We start from the raw sequence: 26,118 nt of genomic DNA, 5'->3' as shown, positions 1-26,118 counted from the left end.
TGTGAAAACTAGGTTGTCAGTTTCCTAATGTGGAGTGACAGCCTAGTTTTTTATAAACTATCAAGAAATCGGAGAAAATAATGGTAATTGAAATCAAATCAGACCAGTTAACGGTCCAATTTAAAACTTTTGGTGGTGCCTTGTCGTCGATCAAGGATCGAGATGACGTTGAGTACTTGTGGCAAGGAGATGCCACCTATTGGAGTGGGCAAGCTCCAGTACTTTTTCCAATCTGTGGCTCTTTAAGAGAGGATACAGCCTTCTACAGTCACGGAGATGGAACGGAGACGAAAGGAACTATTCCTCGACATGGTTTGGTTCGCAAAAAAGAATTTGAATTAGTTGATCAAACTGAAAATAGTGTAACCTTCGCTATCGAAGATGATGAGAATACTTATCAAAACTATCCTTATCATTTTCGACTTGAAATCACTTATAAGGTTACTGGCAAGACCGTTCGTACCCAATACAAAGTCTTTAATAAAGAAACTAGCAAAGTCATGCCATTCTTTATAGGAGGACATCCAGGCTTTAATTGTCCTCTGCTAGATGGCGAAACTTATGAAGATTACTATTTAGAGTTTGAGAAGGAAGAGACTTGCTCTGTTCCGCGTCCATTCCCAGAAACAGGTATGTTGGATTTTCAGGATAGAAGTCCATGGTTGGATTCACAAAAGGAAGTGGATCTCAGTTACGATCTGTTTCGTGTTGATGCAGTGACTTTGGATGAGTTGCAATCTAAAACAATTGCCCTTCGTTCTCGTAAGAATGAGAAGGGATTAAAAGTACACTTCCAAGAGTTCTCAAATCTCATCATTTGGTCAACTTTGAATAAGGGACCTTTCATCGCTTTTGAACCCTGGTCAGGCTTATCAACTTCACTTGAAGAAGGAGATCATCTAGAAGATAAGAAGAATGTTCGGCTCTTGGAACCAGGCCAATTCGATCAGATTGGTTTTGATATTGAAATCTTTTAGATTAAAAAATAAAACACAAAAACAAACATTAAGTGTTGACTTTTTCTAAAAATAGGAGTATATTATGTTTGTAAACAACAAATGATGTTTATAACAAACAAAAAATCACTTGTTATATTCTCTTTCGAGGAGAAAGTTTGTTTCTAGGAACTTGATTTCCTGGACTTGGATAAGGTGTTATTCATCTCATTCAATCAAATTTGTCACTAAACTGCTAGAAAGTCTTTTATAGGTTATAAAAGTCTTTACTAGCCTAGAAAAGTAAAAAGGAGTAAACAATATGTCTATTGTTATCGGTGCAGATGCTGCAGGTTTGAGATTGAAAGAAGTTGTGAAAGACTTCTTGGAAAAAGAAAACTTCCACGTTGTGGATGTTACAGCTGAAGGTCAAGACTTTGTTGATGTGACTCTTGCTGTTGCTGCAGAAGTAAACAAAGAAGAACAAAACCTTGGTATCGTGATTGATGCTTATGGTGCTGGTCCATTCATGGTCGCAACTAAAATCAAAGGAATGGTTGCTGCTGAAGTTTCAGATGAACGTTCAGCCTATATGACTCGTGGACACAACAACTCACGTATGATCACTATGGGTGCACAACTTGTTGGTGATGAATTGGCTAAGAATATTGCTAAAGGTTTTGTTAACGGTAAATACGACGGTGGCCGTCACCAAATTCGGGTTGATATGTTGAACAAAATGTGCTAATACTCTTCAAAAATCAAGATAATCTGTCGTCAGCTCACTTTAGCTAACCTCAGTTATGCTCGCAGCTTGCTTCCTAAGCTGATCTTGATTTTTCTTGAGTAAGGATAAATGATATTAGATTTATATAATTAATCGGAGGGAATAACTAATGAGAATTGCAATTGGATGTGACCACATCGTAACAGATGAAAAAATGGCGGTTTCAGAATTTTTGAAATCAAAAGGATATGAAGTCATCGACTTTGGTACCTATGACCACACACGTACTCACTACCCAATCTTTGGTAAAAAAGTTGGTGAAGCCGTTACAAGCGGTCAAGCTGATCTTGGGGTATGTATCTGTGGTACTGGTGTTGGTATCAACAACGCTGTAAATAAAGTTCCAGGAGTTCGTTCTGCCTTGGTTCGTGATATGACAACAGCTCTTTATGCCAAAGAACAATTGAACGCCAACGTTATTGGTTTTGGTGGTAAAATCACTGGTGAATTGCTCATGTGTGATATCATTGAAGCTTTCATCAATGCTGAATACAAACCATCAGAAGAAAACAAAAAATTGATTGCGAAAATTGAGCACGTTGAAACTCACAATGCTCATCAAGCAGATGCAAACTTCTTTACAGAATTCCTTGAAAAATGGGATCGCGGTGAATACCACGACTAAGAGGTGACGCATGATTTTAACAGTCACAATGAATCCATCCATTGATATTTCTTATCCTTTGGATGAATTGAAAATTGATACTGTCAACCGTGTGGTGGACGTGACCAAGACAGCTGGTGGTAAAGGGCTCAATGTTACACGAGTTCTTTCAGAATTTGGTGATTCTGTTGTTGCTACTGGTTTGGTCGGTGGCAAATTTGGTGAGTTTTTAGTAGGGCATATCGATGATAAAGTAACGAAACGTTTCTTCTCGATTCAAGGAGAGACTCGTAACTGTATCGCCATTCTACATGGTGACAACCAAACAGAAATTCTTGAGAAAGGGCCTGAAGTTCTGGAACAAGAAGGGCAAGATTTCTTGGCTCATTTCGAGAATCTTCTTGACACTGTAGAAGTAGTAGCTATTTCAGGTAGTCTTCCAGCTGGCCTTCCAGTTGATTATTATGCGAGATTGGTAGAACTTGCTAATAAAGCAGAGAAACCAGTTGTTCTGGATTGCTCAGGTGCTGCCCTTCAGGCGGTCCTTGAATCACCACACAAACCAACAGTAATCAAACCAAATAACGAAGAATTGTCTCAGCTTCTTGGAAAAGAAGTTTCTGAGGATTTGAATGAATTAAAAGAAGTTCTTCAAGAGCCTCTATTTGCAGGGATTGAGTGGATTATCGTTTCACTTGGTGCAAATGGTGCTTTTGCAAAACATGGTGATACTTTCTACAAGGTAGATATTCCAAGAATTCAGGTAGTCAATCCTGTCGGATCTGGAGATTCTACTGTTGCAGGTATTTCATCAGGTCTTCTTCATAAGGAATCGGATGCAGAACTCCTCATCAAGGCCAATGTCCTTGGTATGCTCAATGCTCAAGAAAAGATGACAGGTCATGTCAATATGGCCAACTATCAAGCTCTATATGATCAATTAATAGTAAAAGAGGTATAAAATGGCTTTAACAGAACAAAAACGTGCACGCTTAGAAAAACTTTCAGATGAAAATGGAATCATTTCAGCTCTTGCCTTTGACCAACGTGGTGCTTTGAAACGCCTCATGGCTCAATACCAAACGGAAGAGCCAACAGTAGCTCAAATGGAAGAACTCAAAGTCTTGGTTGCAGATGAATTGACTAAATACGCTTCTTCTATGCTTCTTGACCCAGAGTATGGACTTCCAGCTACAAAAGCGCTTGATCCAAATGCTGGTCTTCTCCTTGCTTATGAGAAAACTGGTTACGATACAACAAGCACCAAACGCTTGCCTGACTGCTTGGATGTTTGGTCTGCAAAACGTATCAAGGAGCAAGGTGCAGACGCTGTGAAGTTCTTGCTTTACTATGACGTAGACAGCGCTGACGAACTCAACCAAGAAAAACAAGCCTACATCGAACGTATTGGTTCTGAGTGTGTGGCTGAAGATATCCCATTCTTCCTTGAAATCCTCGCTTACGATGAAAAAATTGCTGACGCAGGTTCTGCAGAATACGCCAAAGTAAAACCACACAAGGTTATTGGTGCTATGAAGGTCTTCTCAGACCCACGCTTTAACATCGATGTCTTGAAAGTAGAAGTTCCTGTTAACATTAAATATGTTGAAGGCTTCGCTGAAGGTGAAGTAGTATATACACGTGAAGAAGCTGCAGCCTTCTTCAAAGCACAAGATGAAGCGACTAACTTGCCATACATCTACTTGAGTGCTGGTGTATCAGCTAAACTTTTCCAAGATACTCTTGTATTTGCTCATGAATCAGGCGCAAACTTCAACGGAGTTCTTTGTGGCCGTGCTACATGGGCTGGATCAGTTGAAGCCTACATCAAAGACGGTGAAGCAGCAGCTCGTGAGTGGTTGCGTACAACTGGATTTGAGAACATTGACGAACTCAACAAGGTTCTTCAAACAACAGCGACTTCATGGAAAGAACGCGTGTAAAATCTTTCTCCTAGTTTAGGAACATGAATCTAAAAAAATTTTTAAAAAAAGTTACATGTAAAGGTTTACAAAATAACTTACTTGTGCTATACTTAAATCACAAGTTAATACAAGGTGAGTGTTACTAAGTAATATTAGGCATGATCACAGGTGGATTAGAAATCAAAGGATTTTCTAGTTCATTTGTGGTCATTTTTTGTACTTATATACCTTTAATATATAAAAGGAGGTTGACATGTATCGAATTCTAAATCCAATGAATCACAATGTTTCACTTGTCAGAAATGATAAAGGAGAAGAGGTGATTGTAATTGGTAAAGGGATTACATTTGGAAAGAAGAAGGGGGATTTGATTGCTGAAAATCAGGTTGAGAAAATTTTTCGGATGAAGACCGAAGAGTCCAGAGAAAACTTTATGGCTCTTCTCAAAGATGTTCCGCTTGATTTTATCACAGTGACCTACGAGATCATTGATAATCTTTCTAAGAAATATCACTATCCGATTCAAGAATATCTCTATGTGACCTTGACAGATCATATTTACTGTTCCTATCAAGCTCTAACACAAGGAAGGTACAAGGATAGCAATCTACCAGATATTTCCACTAAGTATCCTGTCGCTTTTCAAATCGCAAAGGAAGCCTTTGAAATCTATCGTCAGAAGTTGACAGATCATTTCCCTGAGGATGAAATTATTCGGATTGCTTATCATTTCATCAATGCCGAAGGTGAAAATGAAGTGGAACTTGTGGAGTCGATTGATAAGAGGAAAGAAATTCTCAGGAATGTCGAAGAAGTGCTAAAGGGTTATGCAATTCAACGAACCAAAGAGAATAATCATTTCTATGATCGTTTTATGATTCATTTGAATTATTTCTTGGATTATTTAGACAGATCTAGAGATGATAACCAATCACTTCTGGATATGGAAGATCATATTAAACAATCCTATCCAAAAGCGTTCGAGATTGGTTCCAAGATCTATGATGTGATTACGCAACATACGGGTCTTGATCTGTATAAAAGTGAACGAGTTTATCTAGTTCTACATATCCAACGTTTATTGTCATAAAAATTTAATTAAAAATACATAAGGAGAATTCTATCATGAATAGAGAAGAAGTAACATTGTTAGGTTTTGAAATCGTAGCCTATGCTGGCGATGCTCGTTCAAAACTATTGGAAGCCTTGAAGGCTGCTGAAGCTGGCGATTTTGCGAAAGCAGATAGCTTAGTCGAGGAAGCTGGTTCTTGCATTGCAGAGGCTCACCACGCGCAAACAAGTCTATTAACTAAGGAAGCTTCAGGTGAGGACTTAGCTTATAGTGTAACCATGATGCATGGCCAAGACCACTTGATGACAACTATCTTGTTAAAAGATTTGATGCACCATTTAATCGAACTCTATAAGAGAGGAGTTAAGTAATGAATAAATTAATTGCATTTATTGAGAAAGGAAAACCTTTCTTTGAGAAATTATCTCGTAATATCTATCTTCGTGCTATTCGTGATGGTTTCATTGCAGGTATGCCTGTTATTCTCTTCTCAAGTATCTTTATCTTGATTGCTTTTGTACCAAACTCATGGGGCTTTAAATGGTCTGATGATGTTGTTAATCTCCTCATGAAACCTTATAGCTATTCAATGGGGATTCTAGCTCTCTTGGTAGCTGGTACAACAGCTAAGTCATTGACCGACTCAGTAAACCGTAGCATGGAGAAAACCAATCAAATCAACTATATGTCAACATTGTTGGCAGCAATTGTTGGTTTGTTGATGTTGGCAGCTGATCCTATCGAAAATGGCCTAGCTACTGGATTCTTGGGGACAAAAGGTTTGCTTTCAGCCTTCCTTGCTGCCTTTGTTACTGTAGCCATCTATAAGGTTTGTGTTAAGAACAACGTCACTATTCGTATGCCTGACGAAGTTCCACCAAATATCTCACAAGTCTTTAAAGATGTGATTCCATTCACTCTATCAGTGGTTTCTCTTTATGCTCTTGATTTACTAGCTCGTCATTTTGTTGGTGCAAGCGTAGCTGAATCAATCGGTAAATTCTTTGCACCATTATTCTCTGCTGCTGATGGTTATCTAGGTATTACGATTATCTTTGGTGCCTTTGCCTTCTTCTGGTTTGTTGGTATCCACGGTCCTTCAATCGTCGAGCCAGCAATCGCAGCTATTACCTATGCAAATGCCGAAGTCAACTTGAACCTTCTCCAACAAGGTATGCACGCTGACAAGATTCTTACTTCTGGTACACAAATGTTTATCGTTACCATGGGTGGTACTGGTGCGACACTGGTTGTTCCATTCATGTTCATGTGGTTGACCAAATCGAAACGAAACCGTGCAATCGGACGTGCGTCAGTAGTACCAACCTTCTTCGGTGTGAACGAACCAATCCTGTTTGGTGCTCCGCTAGTCTTGAACCCAATCTTCTTTATTCCTTTCATCTTTGCGCCAATTGCCAACGTATGGATCTTTAAATTCTTCATTGAGACGCTTGGCATGAACTCATTTACAGCCAACCTTCCTTGGACAACACCAGGTCCGCTCGGTATTGTTCTCGGTACAAACTTCCAATTCTTGTCATTTGTACTTGCTGCTTTGTTAATCCTTGTTGACGTAGCCATCTACTATCCATTCCTCAAGGTTTATGATGAACAAATTCTTGAAGAAGAGCGTTCAGGTAAAGCCAATGATGAATTGAAAGAAAAAGTAGCCGCAAACTTTAATACTGCCAAAGCAGATGCTATTCTTGAAAAAGCAGGTGTAGAAGCAGCGCAAAACACAATCACAGAAGAAACAAATGTTCTCGTTCTCTGTGCAGGAGGAGGTACAAGTGGTCTCCTTGCAAATGCTCTAAACAAGGCAGCTGCAGAGTACAAAGTTCCTGTTAAAGCAGCAGCTGGTGGCTATGGTGCTCACCGTGAAATGTTGCCTGAGTTTGATCTGGTTATCCTTGCTCCTCAAGTTGCTTCTAACTTTGAAGATATGAAAGCAGAGACCGACAAACTTGGTATCAAACTTGCCAAGACAGAAGGTGGCCAATACATTAAATTGACTCGTGATGGAAAAGGAGCTCTTGCCTTTGTTCAAGCGCAGTTCGAAGAATAAAATGTAAATAGCGAAGAAGTGAGATGGAGGAACTCCTCCCAACTATACCCCCATCTCATTTCTATTTCTTGAAAGGTGAATCAAATGACAAAAACACTTCCAAAAGACTTTATTTTTGGCGGAGCAACAGCAGCCTACCAAGCAGAAGGTGCTACACATACTGATGGTAAAGGGCCAGTCGCCTGGGACAAATACCTCAAAGATAACTACTGGTACACTGCTGAACCAGCCAGTGATTTCTATCACAAATACCCAGTTGACCTCAAACTTGCAGAAGAGTATGGTGTCAATGGTATCCGTATTTCAATCGCTTGGTCACGTATCTTTCCAACGGGTTATGGGAAGGTTAATGACAAGGGGGTTGAGTTCTATCATAATCTATTTGCAGAGTGCCACAAACGGCATGTTGAGCCCTTCGTGACCCTCCATCACTTTGACACACCAGAGGCGCTTCATTCTAACGGGGATTTTCTAAACAGAGAAAACATTGATCACTTTGTGGATTATGCAGCCTTCTGTTTTGAAGAATTTCCTGAAGTTAACTTTTGGACAACCTTTAATGAAATTGGGCCGATAGGGGATGGCCAGTATTTGGTTGGGAAATTCCCTCCGGGTATTCAGTACGACCTTGCCAAAGTCTTCCAATCTCATCACAATATGATGGTGTCGCATGCGCGTGCAGTAAAACTTTTCAAGGATAAGGGATATAAGGGTGAAATTGGTGTGGTTCATGCCCTGCCTACTAAGTATCCTCTGGATCCAGATAATCCAGCAGATGTTCGTGCAGCCGAGTTAGAAGATATCATTCACAATAAATTTATTTTGGATGCGACTTATCTAGGACGATATTCCGAAGAAACAATGGAAGGTGTCAACCATATCTTAGCAGTCAATGGTGGAAGTTTAGATCTGCGTGAAGAAGACTTCGCTGTGCTAGAAGCTGCAAAAGACCTGAATGACTTCCTTGGAATTAACTACTACATGAGTGATTGGATGCAAGCCTTTGATGGCGAAACAGAAATCATTCATAACGGTAAGGGTGAAAAAGGAAGCTCTAAGTATCAGATTAAGGGAGTTGGACGTCGAGTGGCGCCTGACTATGTCCCACGTACGGACTGGGACTGGATTATCTATCCTCAAGGTTTGTATGATCAAATCATGCGCGTGAAGAAAGATTACCCAAATTACAAGAAAATCTACATCACAGAGAATGGTCTCGGATACAAAGATGAGTTTGTGGATGGGACAGTCTACGATGATGGACGGATTGATTATGTTAAGAAACATATGGAAGTGATTGCAGATGCAATCTCTGATGGAGCCAATGTCAAAGGTTACTTTATCTGGTCTCTGATGGATGTCTTTTCTTGGTCAAATGGTTACGAAAAGCGTTACGGCCTCTTCTATGTTGATTTTGAAACCCAGGAGCGCTATCCAAAGAAATCGGCTCACTGGTACAAGAAACTAGCTGAGACACAACTTATTGATTAAAATTCAACAAAAATTCCCCGCCAAAAGGCAGGGGAATTTTTATGGTTTTGATAAAAGAATGGTTGTTTGTTTCGACAGATCTTCAAATGTCTCCTGACTCAGTTTGGCATCTGAAACGATAGTATCAATCTCTGAGATATTGTAGAAAGTGTAAAAATCAAACTTATTAAACTTGCTGTGGTCTGCCAGTAAGTATTTTTTATTAGCATTATTCAGGGCGATTCGTTGTACCTCGCCCTCTTCTTCACTGAAAGTAGCAATTGCCTTATCCTTAATACCATTACAGCTGACAAAAGCTTTAGAAAACTGAAGGTTTGTCAAATCCTGCAAGGTAAGTGTCCCTACAAAAGCACCAGTGATAGAGCGATAATTTCCGCCAATCAAGATCAAATCTGTTAGTTTTCGTTCGTTTAGGATTAGAAAAACTGGAAGACTGTTTGTTACAACACGAATGTTATCGATCGGGAGCTCACGAGCAAAACATTCTAAGGTTGTTCCTGGCCCGATAAAAATAGTTTCACCTTCGTCAATCAAATGACCAGCAAAACGGCTAATTTCTTGTTTTTCAGCAATCTGCAAGCCTTGTTTCTCAACATTTGAGCGTTCGTTGTTTAAGAGAGAACCTGTACGAAGTTTTTCAGCGCCACCGTGCACACGAACCAGCAAATCCTTATCTGCCAATTCTTGTAAGTAGCGGCGAGCTGTCATATCTGACACATCAAGACTCTCCATAATCTCTTTTACAGTAATAGTGCCTTTTGTGTTTACTGCTTCTAGAATACTATCTAGTTTTTCTTGCTTTAGCATCCTTATCACCTCGATTTCTACTATTATTATCTTACCATAAAACGCTCAATCAATCAAATATAAAAAAACAAAATAAAACAAAAACAAAAATACCATGGTTGTTTTAAACAAACCATGATATTTTGAATGATTGGTCAAATTAGTCTAAACCGTAGTTGTAATCCTCGTCTTGCATGGCTTCAACTTCACCAAGGAGGTAACCATTTCCGACTTGAGAGAAGAAGTCGTGGTTAGAAGTTCCTGTTGAAATACCGTTCATGACGATAGGATTGACATCATCAGCTGAATCTGGGAAGAGTGGATCTTGTCCTAGGTTCATAAGGGCTTTATTGGCATTGTAGCGAAGGAAGGTTTTAACTTCTTCGGTCCAACCAACACCGTCATAGAGACTTTCAGTATAACCTTCTTCGTTCTCGTAGAGAGTGTAGAGCAGGTCGTACATCCATTCTTTAAGTTTTTCTTGCTCTTCTTCAGGCAATTCGTTAAAACCAAGTTGGAATTTGTAACCAATGTAGGTTCCGTGAACAGACTCATCACGGATGATCAGTTTGATGATTTCCGCAACGTTGGCCAGCTTGTTATTGCCAAGATAGTAAAGGGGAGTAAAGAAACCAGAGTAGAAGAGGAAGGTTTCAAGAAAGACGCTGGCAACCTTCTTTTCAAGGGGGCTACCATTGAGGTAGATTTCATTGATAATTTCTGCTTTTCTTTGTAGGTATGGGTTTGTGTTAGTCCATTCAAAGATCTCTTCGATTTCAGCCTTGGTATTCAAGGTAGAAAAGATAGAAGAGTAAGATTTTGCGTGGACAGATTCCATAAATTGGATGTTGTTGAAAACAGCTTCCTCATGCGGTGTACGGATGTCTGAACGAAGAGCCTGAACCCCTGTTTCAGATTGCATGGTGTCCAGAAGGGTCAAACCACCAAAGACTTTTCCAACCAAGTCTTTTTCTTTATTTGACAGTTTTCTCCAGTCGTCTAGGTCATTTGATAAGGGGATACGAGTGTCGAGCCAGAATTGCTCCGTCAGCTTTTCCCAAGTTGATTTGTCGATGACATCTTCGATGGCATTCCAGTTAATGGCTTTGTAGTAAGTTTCCATAAGGTGTATTTCTCCAATGTAATAGTAATTATTATGTAGCCTTGCTTAGTTTTATAGAACCCATTTCAATGGTATCATATTTTTTATTGCGGAGTGAGCAATAAATGTTAGGGGGCCAAGAACAAGTATAGCGTAAACTGGTCCCCATTTACTATTTAAACAAGTAGTAAAAATTTTTCCCATTAAATCACACAACTTTCACATTGGTTAGCACCGACTTCCCCACCGTCGTCTGTAAAGGTACGGACGTAGTAGATTGACTTGATGCCCTTGTTAAAGGCGTAGTTACGAAGGATAGACAAGTCACGTGTGGTTTGTTTGTTTTCTTTCTTCCATTCGTAAAGACCTTTTGGAATGTCACTACGCATGAAGAGAGTGAGTGAAAGTCCTTGGTCCACGTGTTCAGTTGCAGCCGCGTAAACATCAATCACCTTACGCATATCCATGTCGTAGGCAGAAGTGTAGTAAGGAATGGTTTCTGTTGACAAACCTGCAGCAGGATAGTAGATCTTACCGATTTTCTTCTCTTGGCGTTCTTCGATACGTTGCGTAATCGGGTGGATTGAAGCAGAAACATCGTTGATGTAGCTGATAGAACCATTTGGAGCAACAGCTAGACGGTTTTGGTGGTAAAGTCCATCTGCTTGAACCTTTTCGCGAAGTTCAGCCCAGTCAGCAGCGCTTGGAATAAAGACATCTTTAAAGAGTTCTTTAACACGGTCTGATTTTGGAACAAATTCGCCTGTTACATACTTGTCGAAGTAGCTACCGTTAGCATAGTCTGATTTTTCAAAGTTGTGGAAGGTGATACCGCGTTCACGCGCGATGTTATTAGATTCTACCAAGGTCCAGTAGTTCATAAGCATAAAGTAGATGCTTGTAAATTCAATTGACTCAGGTGATCCGTACTCAATCAGTTGTTGGGCAAGGTAACTATGAAGTCCCATGGCACCAAGACCAAAGGTGTGGGCTAAGCTATTTCCGTGGTCGATAGTAGGGACAGCTACGATGTGTGAACTATCTGTAACGAAAGTAAGGGCACGAACCATCGCGCGGATAGAACGACCAAAGTCAGGTGAAGTCATCATGTTGACTACGTTAGTTGAACCAAGGTTACATGAAACGTCTGTTCCCATTTGAAGGAATTCTTGAGCATCGTTGATCAAGCTTGGTTTTTGAACTTGAAGAATCTCAGAACACAAGTTACTCATGATAATCTTACCATCTACTGGATTAGCACGGTTGGCTGTATCAATGTTGACTACATAAGGGTAACCAGATTCTTGTTGCAATTTAGAGATTTCAGTTTCCAAATCACGCGCCTTGATTTTTGTCTTGCGGATATTTGGATTTGCGACTAATTCATCGTATTTTTCAGTGATGTCGATGTAGTTGAATGGTACACCGTACTCAAGCTCTACAGAGTAAGGGCTAAAGAGATACATTTCTTCATTTTTACGAGCTAATTCGTAGAATTTATCTGGTACCACAACTCCAAGTGAGAGGGTCTTAACACGAACCTTTTCATCGGCATTTTCTTTCTTAGTTGAAAGGAAAGCGATGATATCTGGGTGAAAGACGTTGAGGTAGACAACCCCGGCACCTTGACGTTGCCCGAGTTGGTTTGAGTAAGAGAAGCTGTCTTCAAAAAGCTTCATAACTGGTACGACACCAGAAGCAGCACCTTCATAACCTTTGATAGGAGCTCCAGCTTCACGAAGGTTGCTGAGGGAAATTCCCACACCACCACCGATACGTGAAAGTTGAAGAGCAGAGTTGATAGAACGTCCGATAGAGTTCATGTCATCAGTTACTTGAATCAAGAAACAAGAGACCAACTCCCCACGACGAGCACGGCCTGCATTCAAAAAGGAAGGAGTAGCTGGTTGGTAGCGTTGGTGGATGATTTCATTAGCAATGTCAGTCGCGATCGCCTCATCCCCATCAGCAAAATAAAGCGCATTAAAGAAGACACGGTCTTCCATGCTTTCAAGATAGTATTCCCCGTCGTTAGTTTTCAAGGCATATTGATTATAGAACTTATAGGCAGCCATGAAAGATTTGAATTGGAAGTTTTGATCCTTGATAAATTGATGCAGTTCTTCCAAAAACTCTGGACGGTATTTCTTGAGAAAGGCAGTTTCGATGTAGTTGTGTTTAATGAGGTAGTTGATTTTATCAGTGATCGAATCAAAAACCATGGTATTTGGAACCACATTTTCTTTAAAGAAGGCATCCAAGGCTTCTTTGTCTTTATGAAGCATGATTTGTCCATTGACAGGACGGTTGATTTCGTTATTGAGACGGAAGTAAGTTACGTCCTCAAGATGTTTTAATCCCATAAAATTTTCCTTATCTAACCTGATTACAAAAGAAAGGCCTCTAAGTTAGCCCTAGAAGCAATTTCTTCTGGATGATGTACTAAGATTATGCTAATTGTTTCAGTTTTCCTGGTTGGAAGCCTGAAAAGACTTCAGTTGGTGTTTGGATAACAGGAGCAGCGCTGAAACCGAGCTCTTTAACTTGATCGATGTACTCTGGTTGCTCGTCGAGATTGATCTCACGATAAGCGACATTGTTGCTGTCCAAGAAACGCTTGGTCATCTTACATTGGACACAGTTGTTTTTAGAATAAACGGTTACCATTTTCGTAACTCCTCTTTCAAAATAGATTACTTTCTTAGTATATCAGAAAAAAAAACTTTGTCAAACTTTTTAAACTAAATCTTGTGCTAAAAAGTTACAGTTTTAAAATTAAAACACAAGATGTAGTGTTTTCAAAAACATAAATTTTGATTTCCGTTGAACTGTCAAACTTTCTCAAAATAAAAAAACTACATACTGTATATTGGCAATATAAATAGAAGATTTTCAGCAAGTTATCAGAAAGGAAAACGAAGAAAATAGCAAAAATCGTAAGAACAGGAATAAGTCTAGCTGAGACAATGCTTTAACAAAACAGAAACTGTGATATTTACGAAAAAAGAAATTTTCTACACAAGATGTCCCAATATTTTGTATTAGAATATCTAAAATATAACAAAAGTGGAAATGACAGATTATGCTGTATTCATAAAAATGGATCATTGGTTAATTTTATATAGGATACTTATGAGTTTCGTATCCTTTTATAAGGAGTATATAAATACAATGTTTGAGAAAGTTCATTTTATGTGATATAGTATCTGTGATTATAAGATTAGGAAATGGATATCTGGATGCTTTTGCTTGATAGAGAATGTTATCAGATTATAATTAGATTAAATGAATGAAAGAACACAGAATTAGGAGGCGCGTGGTGAAAGAAAATGATGTTATTTTAAAACGGCAATCAACTCAAATATTTTTTAAGAATGGTGATACGGATTTTTTCTTTAATTGGTTGTTAGGAATCGGTGAAATTTTTGGTTTCTCTCATGGAGAGCTTTATTATCTTGCTCAAAGATTGGGGAACTCACCAAAGCCTGATGACTGGAAAAATGTATTTTTATCGCATGTAAACTACCTTGAACAAGAAGCAAGTAATTCAGGATTGAGTGAACAAACAAAGGCGCAGTATTATCTTGCACAGACCTACTCACTTCGCTCGGCAATTCAGTTTACCGATCCATTTTCTGACGAGTATTTACCGACCGTTCGTCAAATGGAGAAGGTGTTTTCTAGTGCAATTCATTCACTAGGTGCACCGATTGAAAAACTAACTATTCCCTATCAGGGTTCTTACTTGCCTGGGTATTATCTTCATAGCGGTGATAATTGTCCAACGCTAATCATGATTGGTGGAGGTGATACTTATCGCGAAGATTTATTTTACTTTGCAGGATATCCTGGATGGATACGAAATTATAATGTTTTAATGGTTGATCTTCCTGGTCAAGGGAGCAATCCTAGTAGAGGGCTGGTCTTTGATGTGGATGCTTCTATTCCAATTTCATTATGCATAGACTGGTTGGAAAATAGAAATCCTAAACTAAATTATTTAGCTATTTATGGTGTCAGCGGAGGGGGATATTTTACCGCACAAGCTGTCGAAAAGGATCCAAGAATTCATGCTTGGATTGCTAGTACCCCTATTTACGATGTTGCAGAACTTTTCAGAAAAGAATTTGGATCAAGTTTGAAAGCACCTAGTTGGTTAATAAATGCCATTTTAAAATTAGCTGGAAATTTGAATGAATCAGCAAATTTAAATCTTAAAAAGTATGCATGGCAGTTTGGTACTTCTGATTTTAAGAGTGCTATTGATGATGTATTTAACCATGCAAAGATTGTGGATTATCAAAAAATTCAATGCCCATGCCTTTTTATCATGGGAAAGGGTGAGGGTGCTGAACTGCAGCATCAAACTAAGGTAATTTATGAAGCACTTAAATCTAAAAATCAACAAACTAAACTTCAAGTATTTGAGGCGGAAAGTGGTGCGGACGCTCATTGCCAAGTCAATAATCTAAGACTCGCCCATAATGTCGTTTTTGATTGGTTGGATACTTTATTTGAATGGAATCAATCAAAGTTTTAGCTCTACTTATACCACTTAGATATATCTACCTTTTTACTGTTAGGGGCTACAAACTTATTTTACTTTAAGTAGCAAATTGGATAAATTCTCTACTGTTGATGGTAAGAGTAGGTTTTAGAATTTCAGTATTTAGTATTTGATGAAGTCTTTTCAAATAATAGATTTACTGGGTTATATTAATTATAGTTAAATAGTATTATTTCATTATTTACTAGGATTGTCCTCTGATTGGTATTAAGGGAAAATAGCTTTGAAAATTGGAATTTTGAAGGTAATATTCTTTTAATAATTAGTGCCTAAATTTCCCATAGTACCTGTATGATAGAAAAAAGAAGCAATTTCATTTTCAGTAAAAGTCCATAAAATACTTGAAAAATTATCTAGAAGGTGATATAATACAGTCTTGTAAGGGTTATCACATATAATCCAAAAAAGAAATAACTAAAGGAGAGTCAAACTATGGCTTCTAAAGATTTCCACGTAGTGGCAGAAACAGGTATTCACGCACGTCCAGCAACATTGTTGGTTCAAACAGCTAGCAAATTTGCTTCAGATATCACTCTTGAATACAAAGGTAAATCAGTAAACCTTAAATCTATCATGGGTGTTATGAGTCTTGGTGTTGGCCAAGGTGCTGACGTTACAATTTCAGCTGAAGGTGCAGATGCTGACGACGCAATCGCTGCTATCACTGAAACTATGGAAAAAGAAGGATTGGCATAAGGAAAATGACAGAAATGCTTAAAGGAATCGCAGCATCAGACGGTGTTGCAGTTGCAAAAGCATATCTACTCGTTCAACCGGATTTGTCATTTGAGACTATTACAGTCGAAGATACAAACGCAGAAGAAGCTCGCCTTGATGCCGCTCTAAAAGCATCACAAGACGAGCTTTCTGTTATTCGTGAGAAAGCAGTAGGTACGCTCGGTGAAGAAGCTGCTCAAGTTTTTGACGCTCACTTAATGGTTCTTGCTGACCCAGAAATGATCAGCCAAATTAAGGAAACAATCCGTGCGAAGAAAGTGAATGCAGAAGCAGGTCTGAAAGAAGTGACAGACATGTTTATCACTATCTTTGAAGGTATGGAAGACAACCCATACATGCAAGAACGTGCAGCGGATATCCGTGACGTGACAAAACGTGTATTGGCAAATCTCCTTGGTAAGAAATTGCCAAACCCAGCTTCTATCAATGAAGAAGTGATCGTGATTGCGCATGACTTGACTCCTTCAGATACAGCTCAATTGGACAAAAACTTTGTAAAAGCTTTTGTAACCAACATCGGTGGACGTACAAGCCACTCAGCTATCATGGCGCGTACACTTGAAATTGCTGCTGTATTGGGTACAAACAACATCACTGAAATCGTTAAAGATGGTGACATCCTTGCCGTTAACGGTATCACTGGTGAGGTTATTATCAACCCAACTGATGAGCAAGCAGCAGAATTCAAGGCAGCTGGTGAAGCTTATGCGAAGCAAAAAGCTGAATGGGCGCTCTTGAAAGATGCACAAACAGTGACTGCAGATGGTAAGCACTTTGAATTGGCTGCCAACATCGGTACTCCAAAAGACGTTGAAGGTGTCAATGACAACGGTGCTGAAGCTGTTGGTCTTTACCGTACAGAGTTCTTGTACATGGATTCTCAAGACTTCCCAACAGAAGACGAGCAGTACGAAGCTTACAAAGCTGTACTTGAAGGAATGAACGGTAAACCTGTTGTCGTTCGTACAATGGATATCGGTGGAGATAAGGAACTTCCTTACTTCGATATGCCTCACGAAATGAACCCATTCCTTGGATTCCGTGCCCTTCGTATCTCTATCTCTGGGACTGGAGATGCTATGTTCCGCACACAAATCCGTGCCCTTCTTCGTGCGTCTGTTCACGGTCAATTGCGTATCATGTTCCCAATGGTTGCGCTCTTGAAAGAATTCCGTGCAGCAAAAGCGGTCTTTGACGAAGAAAAAGCAAACCTTCTTGCTGAAGGAGTTGCAGTTGCGGATAATATCCAAGTTGGTATCATGATTGAAATCCCAGCAGCAGCAATGCTTGCAGACCAATTTGCTAAAGAAGTTGACTTCTTCTCAATTGGTACAAACGACTTGATCCAATACACAATGGCAGCAGACCGTATGAACGAGCAAGTTTCATACCTTTACCAACCATACAACCCATCAATCCTACGTTTGATTAACAATGTTATCAAGGCAGCTCACGCTGAAGGTAAATGGGCTGGTATGTGTGGTGAGATGGCTGGTGACCAACAAGCTGTTCCACTTCTTGTCGGAATGGGCTTGGATGAGTTCTCTATGTCAGCAACATCTGTACTTCGTACACGTAGCTTGATGAAGAAACTCGATACAGCTAAGATGCAAGAGTACGCTAATCGTGCCCTTACAGAATGCTCAACAATGGAAGAAGTTCTTGAACTTCAAAAAGAATACGTTAATTTTGATTAATTGAAAAATCTTTGCAACTGTGTTGCAGGGATTTTTTTAAAGAATTTTCAAGAAAATCTTTCTTATATAAAGTCCATTCTAGAGAAAGTAGCGGTGAAGAATAAAAAAATACTTAACTGGTTCATAAAATTCTTGACAAGTTGCAAATTTAGGAGTAAACTATTAACCAGTTAAGTAATAGAGAGGAGTTTCTGCAATTTAGGAATGAATTGCAACTAGAAATATCAAAAAGAAAGAGAGTTTCGATGAAAATTAATAAAAAATATCTAGCTGGTTCTGCGGCTGCCTTGATTTTAAGTGTTTGTTCTTATGAGTTGGGATTGTATCAAGCTAGAACAGTCAAGGAAAATAATCGTGTGTCTTACGTTGATGGTAAACAAGCAACGCAAAAAACGGAGAATCTGACTCCTGATGAGGTTAGCAAGCGTGAAGGAATCAATGCGGAGCAAATCGTCATCAAGATAACAGACCAAGGTTATGTCACTTCACATGGCGACCACTATCATTATTACAATGGGAAGGTCCCTTATGACGCTATCATCAGTGAAGAGTTGCTCATGAAAGATCCAAACTACCAGCTCAAGGACGAGGATATTGTCAGTGAAATCAAGGGTGGTTATGTCATCAAGGTAGATGGAAAATACTATGTCTACCTTAAGGATGCAGCCCATGCAGATAATGTCCGTACGAAAGAAGAAATCAATCGACAAAAACAAGAGCATAGTCAGCATCGCGAAGGAAGAACTTCAGCAAATGATAGCGCTGTTGCCTTGGCACGTTCACAGGGACGCTACACCACAGATGATGGTTATATCTTTAATGCATCCGATATCATTGAAGATACTGGTGATGCTTATATCGTTCCTCATGGCGACCATTTCCATTACATTCCTAAGAATGAGTTATCAGCTAGTGAATTGGCTGCTGCAGAAGCCTTCCTATCAGGTCGGGGAAGTTTGTCAAGTTCAAGAACCTATCGCCGACAAAATAGCGATAGCAGCCCAAGAACTAACTGGGTCCCTTCTGAAAGCAATCAGGGAAGTACCAATACTAACACAAGCAACAACAGCAATACTGACAGTCAAGCAAGTCAAAGTGATGACATTGATAGTCTTTTGAAACAGCTCTACAAACTGCCTTTGAGCCAACGACATGTGGAATCTGATGGCCTTGTTTTCGACCCAGCACAAATCACAAGTCGCACAGCCAGAGGTGTAGCTGTCCCTCATGGTAACCATTACCACTTTATCCCTTATGAACAAATGTCTGAATTGGAAGAACGAATCGCTCGTATTATTCCTCTTCGTTATCGTTCGAACCATTGGGTACCAGATTCAAGGCCAGAAGAACCAAGTCCACAACCGACTCCAGAACCTAGTCCAAGTCCGCAACCTACACCAAATCCTCAATCAGCTCCAAGCAATCCAATTGATAAAAAGTTGGTCAAACAAGCGATTCGAAAAGTAGCTGATGGCTATGTATTTGAGGAGAATGGAGCCTCACGTTATATTTCTGCCAAGGAACTTTCAGCAGAAACAGCAGCAGCCATTGATAGTAAACTAGCCAAGCAAGAAAGTTTGTCTCATAAGCTAGGAGCTAGGAAAACCAACCTCCCATCTGGTGATCAAGGATTTTACAATAAGGCTTATGATTTACTAGCAACAGTTCATCAAGACTTACTTGATAATAAAGGGCGCCAAGCTGATTTTGACGCTTTGGATAAACTCTTGGAACGTCTCAATGATGCCTCAAGTGATAAAATCAAGTTGGTGGATGATATTCTTACCTTCCTAGCACCGATTCGTCATCCAGAACGTTTAGGAAAACCAAATGCGCAAATTGCTTATACTGATGATGAGATTCAAGTAGCCAAGTTGGCAGGCAAGTACACAACAGAAGACGGTTATATCTTTGATCCTCGTGATATCACCAGTGATGAGGGGGATGCCTATGTAACTCCACATATGACCCATAGTCATTGGATTAAAAAAGATAGTTTGTCTGAAGCCGAAAGAGCGGCGGCCCAGGCTTATGCTAAAGAGAAAGGTTTAACGCCTCCTTCGACAGACTATCAGAATTCAGGAAATAGTGAGGCTAAGGGAGCAGAAGCTATCTACAATCGAGTGAAAGCAGCCAAGAAGGTGCCACTTGATCGTATGCCTTACAATCTTCAACATACTGTGGAAGTCAAAAACGGTAGTTTAATCATACCTCATTATGACCATTACCATAACATCAAATTTGAGTGGTTTGACGAAGGTCTTTATGAGGCACCTAAAGGTTATAGTCTAGAAGATCTCTTTGCGACTGTGAAGTACTATGTTGAACATCCAAACGAACGTCCACATTCAGATAGTGGATGGGGCAATGCAAGCGACCATGTTCAAAGAAACCAAAATGGTCAAGCAGATAACAATCATACGGAAAAACCATCAGAGGAGAAACCTCGGACAGAAAAAACTGAGGAAGAAAAACCGCGCGAAGAGAAGCCGCAGAGTGAGAAACCAGAGTCTCCAAAACCAACAGAGGAACCTGAGGAAGAATCACCAGAGGAGCCAGAAGAAACTCAGGTTGAGACTGAAAAGGTTGAAGCGAAGTTGAGAGAGGCTGAAGATTTACTTGCAAAAATCCAAGATCCCATTATCAAGTCTAATGCCAAAGAAACTCTCACGGGATTAAAAAATAACCTGCTATTTGGCGCTCAGGACAACAATACCATTATGGCAGAAGCTGAAAAACTATTGGCTTTGTTAAGGGAGAGTAAGTAGTTGTAACAACATTTTCTAACTCCTAAAAACAGGATAGGAGAGCTAGAAAAGATAAAATCGAAAAATGAGAGCAGAATGTGAGTTCTAGTTCTCATTTTTTTCATGAAAATATGTAAAATATCTTGACATATAGTGTAAATAAAGATAAACTATTTACTAGTTAATTGAATGGTTAAATACTAGTTAAGGAGTAATGATGAAAAAAAGAACAATACTATTATTGATGGCCAGTGTGTTGGCTCTTGTCTTAGGAGCATGTGGTCAAAAAGAAAAACAAGAAGCAAAAGGAATGAAGATTGTAACAAGTTTTTACCCAATCTATGCCATGGTCAAAGAGGTATCAGGTGACTTGAATGACGTGCGGATGATTCAGTCAAGTAGTGGGATTCACTCCTTTGAACCGTCAGCAAATGACATTGCTGCCATTTATGACGCCGATGTCTTTGTCTACCATTCTCATACGCTCGAATCTTGGGCGGGAAGTTTGGATCCAAACTTGAAAAACTCAAAAGTTAAGGTTTTAGAAGCTTCTGAAGGAATGACGTTGGAGCGTGTACCGGGCTTAGAAGATGTAGAAGCTGGTGACGGCATCGATGAAAAAACACTCTACGACCCTCACACTTGGTTAGATCCAGAAAAAGCAGGTGAAGAAGCTCAGATTATCGCTGACAAACTTTCGGAGATTGATAGTGCTAATAAGGAAAAGTATCAAAAGAATGCTAAAAACTTTATCGCTAAAGCACAAGAATTGACTAAGAAGTACCAGCCTATTTTTGAAAAAGCGAGCCAAAAGACTTTTGTTACACAACACACAGCTTTTTCTTATCTCGCTAAACGTTTTGGATTGAAACAACTTGGTATTGCAGGGATTTCCCCTGAACAAGAGCCAAGTCCGAGACAGTTGACAGAAATCCAAGAATTTGTCAAAACTTATAATGTCAAAACCATCTTTACTGAGAGCAACGCTTCTTCTAAAGTCGCTGAGACCTTGGTCAAATCAACAGGAGTTAGTTTGAAAACACTGAATCCTTTGGAAGCAGATCCTGAAAATGACAAAACTTACTTAGAAAATCTAGAAGAAAATATGAATGTTCTTGCAGAAGAATTAAAATGAGGAGATTATGAAAATTAAGAAAAAGTATCTTGCGGCGGGTTCGGCTTTAGTCCTTTCCCTAAGTCTTTGCATCTATGCACTGAACCAACACCAGGTAGAAGACAAAAAAGATACAAATCGTGTATCTTATGTTGATGGGAAACAAGACTCTCAAAAAACAGAGACTCAGACACCAGATCAAGTTAGCAAAAAAGAAGATATTCAGGCTGAGCAAATTGTCGTGAAAATTACCGATCAAGGTTATGTGACATCACACGGTGATCATTTCCATTATTACAATGGTAAAGTCCCTTTTGATGCGATTTTCAGTGAAGAACTGTTGATGAAAGATGCCAATTATCAACTTAAAGACGCTGATATTGTCAATGAAATCAAAGGTGGCTACATTATCAAGGTGGATGGTAAGTATTATGTTTACCTTAAGGATGTGGCGCATGCAGATAACGTTCGTACGAAGGACGAAATTGAACGCCAAAAACAAGGTCATACTCACGATGCACCAACTTCTAACAGTGCAGTGACACTTGCACGATCACAAGGACGCTATACTACCGATGATGGATACATCTTTAATCCATCGGATATTATAGAAGATACTGGTGATGCTTATATCGTTCCTCACGGTGGACATTACCACTACATTCCAAAGAGTTCCTTATCTGCTAGCGAATTAGCAGCTGCTCAAGCCTACCTATCTGGAACTAGAAAACAACCGAGTGTGACTGACTATCGTCCAAGTCAAAATGGAACTAGTCAAACCACTAATCCTAGTCAACAAACTGAAACACCAAGCAATCCAGAAGAGAGCTTACAGAGTCTATTGCAGCAACTCTATGCACTTCCAAGTAATCAACGTTATGCAGAATCTGATGGCTTGATTTTTGACCCTGCTAAGATTTCAAGCAGAACGCCAAGTGGCGTAGCGATTCCTCATGGAAATCACTATCATTTCATCCCATATACAAAGCTTTCTGCCTTGGAAGAAAAGATTGCGCGAATGATTCCTTTATCTAGCGACAGTGGGAAACCAACACCTTTGGAAAATCCAAGCAAACCAGCAGAGCATCCAGCTCAATCGGATCATCATCATGACCAAGACGGTGACCATGGAAGTCAGGATACCAACCATGAAGATCATGACCATGATGGAGAGGAGCATGACCACCATCACGGTGAAGAACATGATCATGGTTTTGCAGCTGACCGTGTCATCAGTGAGGATGAGCAAGGGTTTGTAGTTTCTCATGGAGATCACGCTCATTATTTCTTTAAGAAAGACTTGACTGCAGCTCAAATCAAAACTGCCCAAGATCACTTGAAAGAAAATCATCAGTCTGAGCCGGTTCAACCACTTGCAAAGACTGTGGAAAGTTTCTCAAGAGATGCTAGTGATGAAGAAAAAATCAAGTATATCTCACAGACCTACGGGGTTCCGCTCGAAGCGATTCGCATTTCAAATGGATTCTTTGTCTTTGGGAATCCGGATCAAGCCTATGATCCTACCCATATCCATCCTTATGCTGTTCGAAAAGAACATGTTCGTATTCCTCTCCAAACTGGGAATCCGGAACTGGATTTCCTAAATGAACTTTATACGACTGCCCTACGTGATGGGGTGTCTCCTTATAGTTTGCAGGTTGAAAATGGTAGCTTTGTCATTCCACATGGTGATCACAATCACTATATCAAGGTCCAAACTAAGGGCTATGAAGTGGCTTTGAAAAACAAGATTCCAGCCCTACAATCGACCTATCAACCTGGAGCATTTGATGAACAAACTGTTCTATCTAAAGTGGATCAACTTTTAGCAGATAGCAGAAGTCTCTACAAAGACCAGCCAATCATGCAGAGACGTGTTGAACTTGCTTTGGGGCAGTTCACCGAAAATATGAAAAAACTGGCAACAAACTCAACTGCTGGATATCTAGCAGCCTTGGATCTCTTTGATAAGCAGTATATCCATGTGGATCAAAGTGTGGCACCAGTTGAAACTTCACCTTTAGATAAGAAGTACCAAGCCCTAGTAGATAAGATCAATACATTGGATACGGACACTTATGGCTTACCTAAGAAAGATCTTTTGGTACATTTACAGGAAGCGAAACTAGCACAGGATGAGACAGAGTTGGCTGCCATTGAAGCGAAACTTCAGGCTTTGCAAGATTTCCGAGATCGGACAGGAGTCACAACAGTAGAGTACATCAAGTATTTCTATGAACATGTATCTGATGGTCGTTTGAGAGAAGAACTTCGGAACCGTGTTGCCAAGTTGACATGGGAACTTTACCAGTCACAATCTTTCCTCAAAGCAACCGACTTGAACAAGTTATTCCCAACAATTTACCAAACTAAGCTAGAAGTAGAAGAAGCTCTCAAAGAAGAACCCGTTTCTACAAAAGCTGGTAAGACTATTCTAGATACGGAAAAAGTAGATAGTCAAACCGCTAAGACAGCCATCTATGAATTCCTAAAAGAACTCTACGGTGATTTTATGCCAGAAGAGCGGGTTAGCCATGTTAAGAAGGAAGAAGTGGATGCTCTCCTAACTAAAGTTGCCCAACTCCTAGCACGTGTTAAAGAGGATGGTGTCAAACAATCCCTAGCTGAAGAAGCTGCTAATATCAAAGCGGCTACTGAAAAGGAAAATGCAGACCTTGACGAAGCTAAAACACAACTTGAGGATCTTTTAAATCGTATTGCAGCGACTATCCAACGAGAGGAAAAAGAAGCAGAAAAAGATCCACAAACTGTGATCATCTACCAAAAACTCTATAATGTCTTGCTCTCTCTTCACAAGTACTTAGAGGATAACAAAGGATCCGATGCTGACTTTGAACGTGTTGATGCCCTATTTGATCAACTTGCAGCCAAAAGCAGCGATAAAGAAGGTCTCCTCACTCTAGCTAAAGAGATCATTAGCTTGAACCAGGAACTCCGTTCAAAAGCAAGTGAAACTGATAGCCAATCTAAGTCTGAGAAAGACGGTGAAACAGCTACTTCTCAAGCGACAGAAAAGCAAGTGCAAAGCGAGTCTGAGCCAAGTACTCAACCAAACGACTAAAAAGAAAGGCGAAGTAGCTGAGCTACCTCGTCTTTTTTAGTCTTTATAAGATACAATGCCAATGATGGTATCCACCGCACGCTCCATTGTCTGAAGGCTGACGTATTCAAAACGTCCATGCATGTTTTCACCACCAGCAAAGATATTTGGAGTTGGAATGCCCATAAAGGAAATCTTAGCCCCATCTGTTCCACCACGGATTGGTTCGATAATTGGCGTGATCCCTAAATCTTCCATAACAGCCTTAGCAATGGTAACAGGCATCATGTCTTTCTCAATGACTTCCTTCATATTGTAGTACTGGTCTGTCAGAGTCAAGCTAACGCGATCATTCCCAAGCTCTTGATTCATCTTATCAGCAATAGACTGCATAGCTGCTTTACGAGCTTCAAAGGCATCTTTTTCAAAGTCTCGAATGATATAGCTTGCACGCGCCTCCTCGACACTACCTGACACATCCATAAGATGATAGAAACCTTGGTAACCATCTGTCAGTTCTGGTCGGTCATTCTCAGGAAGTTGATTATGAAAATCAATCGCCAGCTGAAGGGCATTGACCATCTGTCCTTTGGCAGTACCAGGGTGGACATTACGCCCTTGGAAATGAAGCTCAGCACCAGCTGCTGAGAAAGTCTCGTACTGAAGTTCTCCGAGAGGTCCTCCATCAACAGTATAGGCAAAGTCAACGTCAAAATCTTCTGCATCAAACTTATTAGCACCGACACCGATTTCTTCATCTGGTCCAAAACCGACACGGATTTCACAATGCTTGATTTCGGGATGAGCAGTCAGGTATTCGATAGCAGTCATAATTTCAGCAATTCCAGACTTGTCATCAGCACCTAGCAAGGTCGTGCCATCTGTTGTGATAAGCGTTTGACCTGGATATTTCTCAAGACTCTTAAAGTCAGCTGGATCCAGTTTAAATCCAGAATTACCTAAGTCGATAGCTCCGCCATCGTAGTTTTCAATCACCTGTGGATTAACGCCCTCAGCATTAAAATCAGCTGTATCCATGTGGGAGATAAATCCAATCTTACGTGTCAGGCTGGGATCATTAGCTGGTAAGGTACCAATGGCAAAACCATTTGGTAGGTAGTAAACATTTTGCAGGCCAACACGTTTCATCTCAGGAAGAAGCACATTGGTCGCAAAATCTACCTGGCTCTGCGTACTTGGAGTAGTAGTAGAGTGTTCATCAGAACGCGTGTTGACCTTAACGTAGGTAAGAAAACGTTCCAAAAGGTTCGGATAAGACATAAAAACTCCTTTTTTATCATTTTTTTCATTGTATCATAGAATGGAGAGAAAGACAAAGAGAAGTAAATAAAAATAAAATGAATGAAAGCGTTTATTTATGATATATTTCATGGTAGAATGGTAATTGAAAAAAATATCACAAGGAC

General features: G+C 39.8%; 20 protein-coding genes. 15 read left to right on the top strand and 5 right to left on the bottom strand.

Going from position 1 to position 26,118, the window contains the following annotated elements:
- Positions 1-80: 80 nt before the first annotated feature.
- The 9 genes from B7725_RS06660 (at position 81) to lacG (ending at position 8,879) form a co-directional block, all read left to right on the top strand.
- Complete coding sequence (locus B7725_RS06660; protein WP_084875275.1) at positions 81-977, top strand: aldose 1-epimerase family protein; 897 nt, start codon at positions 81-83, stop codon at positions 975-977.
- 280 nt (positions 978-1,257) lie between these two features.
- Positions 1,258-1,683, top strand: a complete 426-nt coding sequence (lacA, locus tag B7725_RS06655) for a galactose-6-phosphate isomerase subunit LacA (protein WP_000029277.1) — start codon at positions 1,258-1,260, stop codon at positions 1,681-1,683.
- 148 nt (positions 1,684-1,831) lie between these two features.
- The gene (lacB, locus tag B7725_RS06650; protein ID WP_001216921.1) at positions 1,832-2,347 is read left to right on the top strand and encodes a galactose-6-phosphate isomerase subunit LacB; all 516 of its coding nucleotides are present in this window, start codon (positions 1,832-1,834) and stop codon (positions 2,345-2,347) included.
- Between the two features lie 10 nt (positions 2,348-2,357).
- The gene (locus B7725_RS06645) at positions 2,358-3,287 is read left to right on the top strand and encodes a tagatose-6-phosphate kinase (protein ID WP_045617051.1); all 930 of its coding nucleotides are present in this window, start codon (positions 2,358-2,360) and stop codon (positions 3,285-3,287) included.
- Between the two features lies 1 nt (position 3,288).
- Positions 3,289-4,269, top strand: coding sequence for a tagatose-bisphosphate aldolase (gene lacD / locus B7725_RS06640; protein ID WP_001229129.1), 981 nt, complete (start codon positions 3,289-3,291; stop codon positions 4,267-4,269).
- Positions 4,270-4,504: 235 nt separating this feature from the next.
- Complete coding sequence (locus B7725_RS06635) at positions 4,505-5,341, top strand: PRD domain-containing protein (RefSeq protein WP_000285741.1); 837 nt, start codon at positions 4,505-4,507, stop codon at positions 5,339-5,341.
- Positions 5,342-5,376: 35 nt separating this feature from the next.
- Entirely contained in the window at positions 5,377-5,694 is a 318-nt protein-coding gene (locus tag B7725_RS06630; protein WP_001078324.1) for a PTS lactose/cellobiose transporter subunit IIA, read from the top strand.
- Positions 5,694-7,388 carry a lactose-specific PTS transporter subunit EIIC gene (locus B7725_RS06625; protein ID WP_001037310.1) on the top strand — a complete coding sequence of 565 codons (1,695 nt, stop codon included), beginning with the start codon at positions 5,694-5,696 and terminating at the stop codon, positions 7,386-7,388. Before B7725_RS06630 ends, B7725_RS06625 begins: the two co-directional genes overlap by 1 nt.
- 84 nt (positions 7,389-7,472) lie before the next feature.
- Positions 7,473-8,879 carry a 6-phospho-beta-galactosidase gene (gene lacG / locus B7725_RS06620; RefSeq protein WP_084875272.1) on the top strand — a complete coding sequence of 469 codons (1,407 nt, stop codon included), beginning with the start codon at positions 7,473-7,475 and terminating at the stop codon, positions 8,877-8,879.
- Between the two features lie 39 nt (positions 8,880-8,918).
- Here the strand turns inward: lacG and B7725_RS06615 are convergent, their stop codons facing one another.
- From B7725_RS06615 to nrdH, 4 genes are all read right to left on the bottom strand, one after another.
- Entirely contained in the window at positions 8,919-9,686 is a 768-nt protein-coding gene (locus B7725_RS06615; RefSeq protein WP_000917584.1) for a DeoR/GlpR family DNA-binding transcription regulator, read from the bottom strand.
- Positions 9,687-9,825: 139 nt separating this feature from the next.
- Entirely contained in the window at positions 9,826-10,788 is a 963-nt protein-coding gene (nrdF, locus tag B7725_RS06610; protein WP_000451378.1) for a class 1b ribonucleoside-diphosphate reductase subunit beta, read from the bottom strand.
- 182 nt (positions 10,789-10,970) lie between these two features.
- On the bottom strand, positions 10,971-13,130 hold the full coding sequence (nrdE, locus tag B7725_RS06605; protein WP_084875271.1) for a class 1b ribonucleoside-diphosphate reductase subunit alpha: 2,160 nt from the start codon (positions 13,128-13,130) through the stop codon (positions 10,971-10,973).
- An 85-nt stretch (positions 13,131-13,215) separates the two neighbouring features.
- Complete coding sequence (gene nrdH, locus B7725_RS06600) at positions 13,216-13,434, bottom strand: glutaredoxin-like protein NrdH (protein ID WP_000259240.1); 219 nt, start codon at positions 13,432-13,434, stop codon at positions 13,216-13,218.
- Between the two features lie 652 nt (positions 13,435-14,086).
- Between nrdH and B7725_RS06595 the strand changes: the two genes are divergently transcribed.
- The 6 genes from B7725_RS06595 (at position 14,087) to B7725_RS06570 (ending at position 24,712) form a co-directional block, all read left to right on the top strand.
- Positions 14,087-15,307, top strand: coding sequence for an alpha/beta hydrolase family protein (locus B7725_RS06595; protein WP_084854182.1), 1,221 nt, complete (start codon positions 14,087-14,089; stop codon positions 15,305-15,307).
- Positions 15,308-15,766: 459 nt separating this feature from the next.
- Positions 15,767-16,030 (top strand): phosphocarrier protein HPr, encoded by a 264-nt coding sequence (locus B7725_RS06590; protein ID WP_000146948.1) that lies wholly within the window; start codon positions 15,767-15,769, stop codon positions 16,028-16,030.
- A 5-nt stretch (positions 16,031-16,035) separates the two neighbouring features.
- The gene (gene ptsP, locus B7725_RS06585; RefSeq protein ID WP_084875268.1) at positions 16,036-17,769 is read left to right on the top strand and encodes a phosphoenolpyruvate--protein phosphotransferase; all 1,734 of its coding nucleotides are present in this window, start codon (positions 16,036-16,038) and stop codon (positions 17,767-17,769) included.
- Between the two features lie 245 nt (positions 17,770-18,014).
- Positions 18,015-20,537 (top strand): pneumococcal-type histidine triad protein, encoded by a 2,523-nt coding sequence (locus tag B7725_RS06580; RefSeq protein WP_084875265.1) that lies wholly within the window; start codon positions 18,015-18,017, stop codon positions 20,535-20,537.
- Between the two features lie 196 nt (positions 20,538-20,733).
- Complete coding sequence (locus tag B7725_RS06575) at positions 20,734-21,651, top strand: metal ABC transporter substrate-binding protein (RefSeq protein WP_084875263.1); 918 nt, start codon at positions 20,734-20,736, stop codon at positions 21,649-21,651.
- A gap of 7 nt (positions 21,652-21,658) precedes the next feature.
- A complete protein-coding gene (locus B7725_RS06570; RefSeq protein ID WP_084875261.1) occupies positions 21,659-24,712 on the top strand; it encodes a pneumococcal-type histidine triad protein in 3,054 nt (1,017 codons plus the stop codon).
- A 36-nt stretch (positions 24,713-24,748) separates the two neighbouring features.
- On the opposite strand, the gene pepT is transcribed toward B7725_RS06570, so the two are convergent.
- Positions 24,749-25,972: a peptidase T gene (pepT, locus tag B7725_RS06565; RefSeq protein WP_084875259.1), complete on the bottom strand. Its 1,224-nt coding sequence runs from the start codon at positions 25,970-25,972 to the stop codon at positions 24,749-24,751.
- Positions 25,973-26,118 lie beyond the last annotated feature (146 nt).

This window comes from Streptococcus oralis subsp. tigurinus, from assembly GCF_002096275.1.
In the GTDB taxonomy this organism is placed as follows: domain Bacteria; phylum Bacillota; class Bacilli; order Lactobacillales; family Streptococcaceae; genus Streptococcus; species Streptococcus oralis_CN.
Note: the sequence above shows the minus strand (reverse complement) of the source record. Positions and strands in the feature narration are given on the sequence as shown.

What these genes read in the sequence shown, in the direction of transcription:
- B7725_RS06660 (WP_084875275.1), top strand. Translation starts at nt 81, where the DNA reads ATGGTAATTGAAATCAAATCAGACCAGTTAACGGTCCAATTTAAAACT.
- lacA (WP_000029277.1), top strand. Translation starts at nt 1,258, where the DNA reads ATGTCTATTGTTATCGGTGCAGATGCTGCAGGTTTGAGATTGAAAGAA.
- lacB (WP_001216921.1), top strand. Translation starts at nt 1,832, where the DNA reads ATGAGAATTGCAATTGGATGTGACCACATCGTAACAGATGAAAAAATG.
- B7725_RS06645 (WP_045617051.1), top strand. Translation starts at nt 2,358, where the DNA reads ATGATTTTAACAGTCACAATGAATCCATCCATTGATATTTCTTATCCT.
- lacD (WP_001229129.1), top strand. Translation starts at nt 3,289, where the DNA reads ATGGCTTTAACAGAACAAAAACGTGCACGCTTAGAAAAACTTTCAGAT.
- B7725_RS06635 (WP_000285741.1), top strand. Translation starts at nt 4,505, where the DNA reads ATGTATCGAATTCTAAATCCAATGAATCACAATGTTTCACTTGTCAGA.
- B7725_RS06630 (WP_001078324.1), top strand. Translation starts at nt 5,377, where the DNA reads ATGAATAGAGAAGAAGTAACATTGTTAGGTTTTGAAATCGTAGCCTAT.
- B7725_RS06625 (WP_001037310.1), top strand. Translation starts at nt 5,694, where the DNA reads ATGAATAAATTAATTGCATTTATTGAGAAAGGAAAACCTTTCTTTGAG.
- lacG (WP_084875272.1), top strand. Translation starts at nt 7,473, where the DNA reads ATGACAAAAACACTTCCAAAAGACTTTATTTTTGGCGGAGCAACAGCA.
- B7725_RS06615 (WP_000917584.1), bottom strand. Translation starts at nt 9,686, where the DNA reads ATGCTAAAGCAAGAAAAACTAGATAGTATTCTAGAAGCAGTAAACACA.
- nrdF (WP_000451378.1), bottom strand. Translation starts at nt 10,788, where the DNA reads ATGGAAACTTACTACAAAGCCATTAACTGGAATGCCATCGAAGATGTC.
- nrdE (WP_084875271.1), bottom strand. Translation starts at nt 13,130, where the DNA reads ATGGGATTAAAACATCTTGAGGACGTAACTTACTTCCGTCTCAATAAC.
- nrdH (WP_000259240.1), bottom strand. Translation starts at nt 13,434, where the DNA reads ATGGTAACCGTTTATTCTAAAAACAACTGTGTCCAATGTAAGATGACC.
- B7725_RS06590 (WP_000146948.1), top strand. Translation starts at nt 15,767, where the DNA reads ATGGCTTCTAAAGATTTCCACGTAGTGGCAGAAACAGGTATTCACGCA.
- ptsP (WP_084875268.1), top strand. Translation starts at nt 16,036, where the DNA reads ATGACAGAAATGCTTAAAGGAATCGCAGCATCAGACGGTGTTGCAGTT.
- B7725_RS06580 (WP_084875265.1), top strand. Translation starts at nt 18,015, where the DNA reads ATGAAAATTAATAAAAAATATCTAGCTGGTTCTGCGGCTGCCTTGATT.
- B7725_RS06575 (WP_084875263.1), top strand. Translation starts at nt 20,734, where the DNA reads ATGAAAAAAAGAACAATACTATTATTGATGGCCAGTGTGTTGGCTCTT.
- B7725_RS06570 (WP_084875261.1), top strand. Translation starts at nt 21,659, where the DNA reads ATGAAAATTAAGAAAAAGTATCTTGCGGCGGGTTCGGCTTTAGTCCTT.
- pepT (WP_084875259.1), bottom strand. Translation starts at nt 25,972, where the DNA reads ATGTCTTATCCGAACCTTTTGGAACGTTTTCTTACCTACGTTAAGGTC.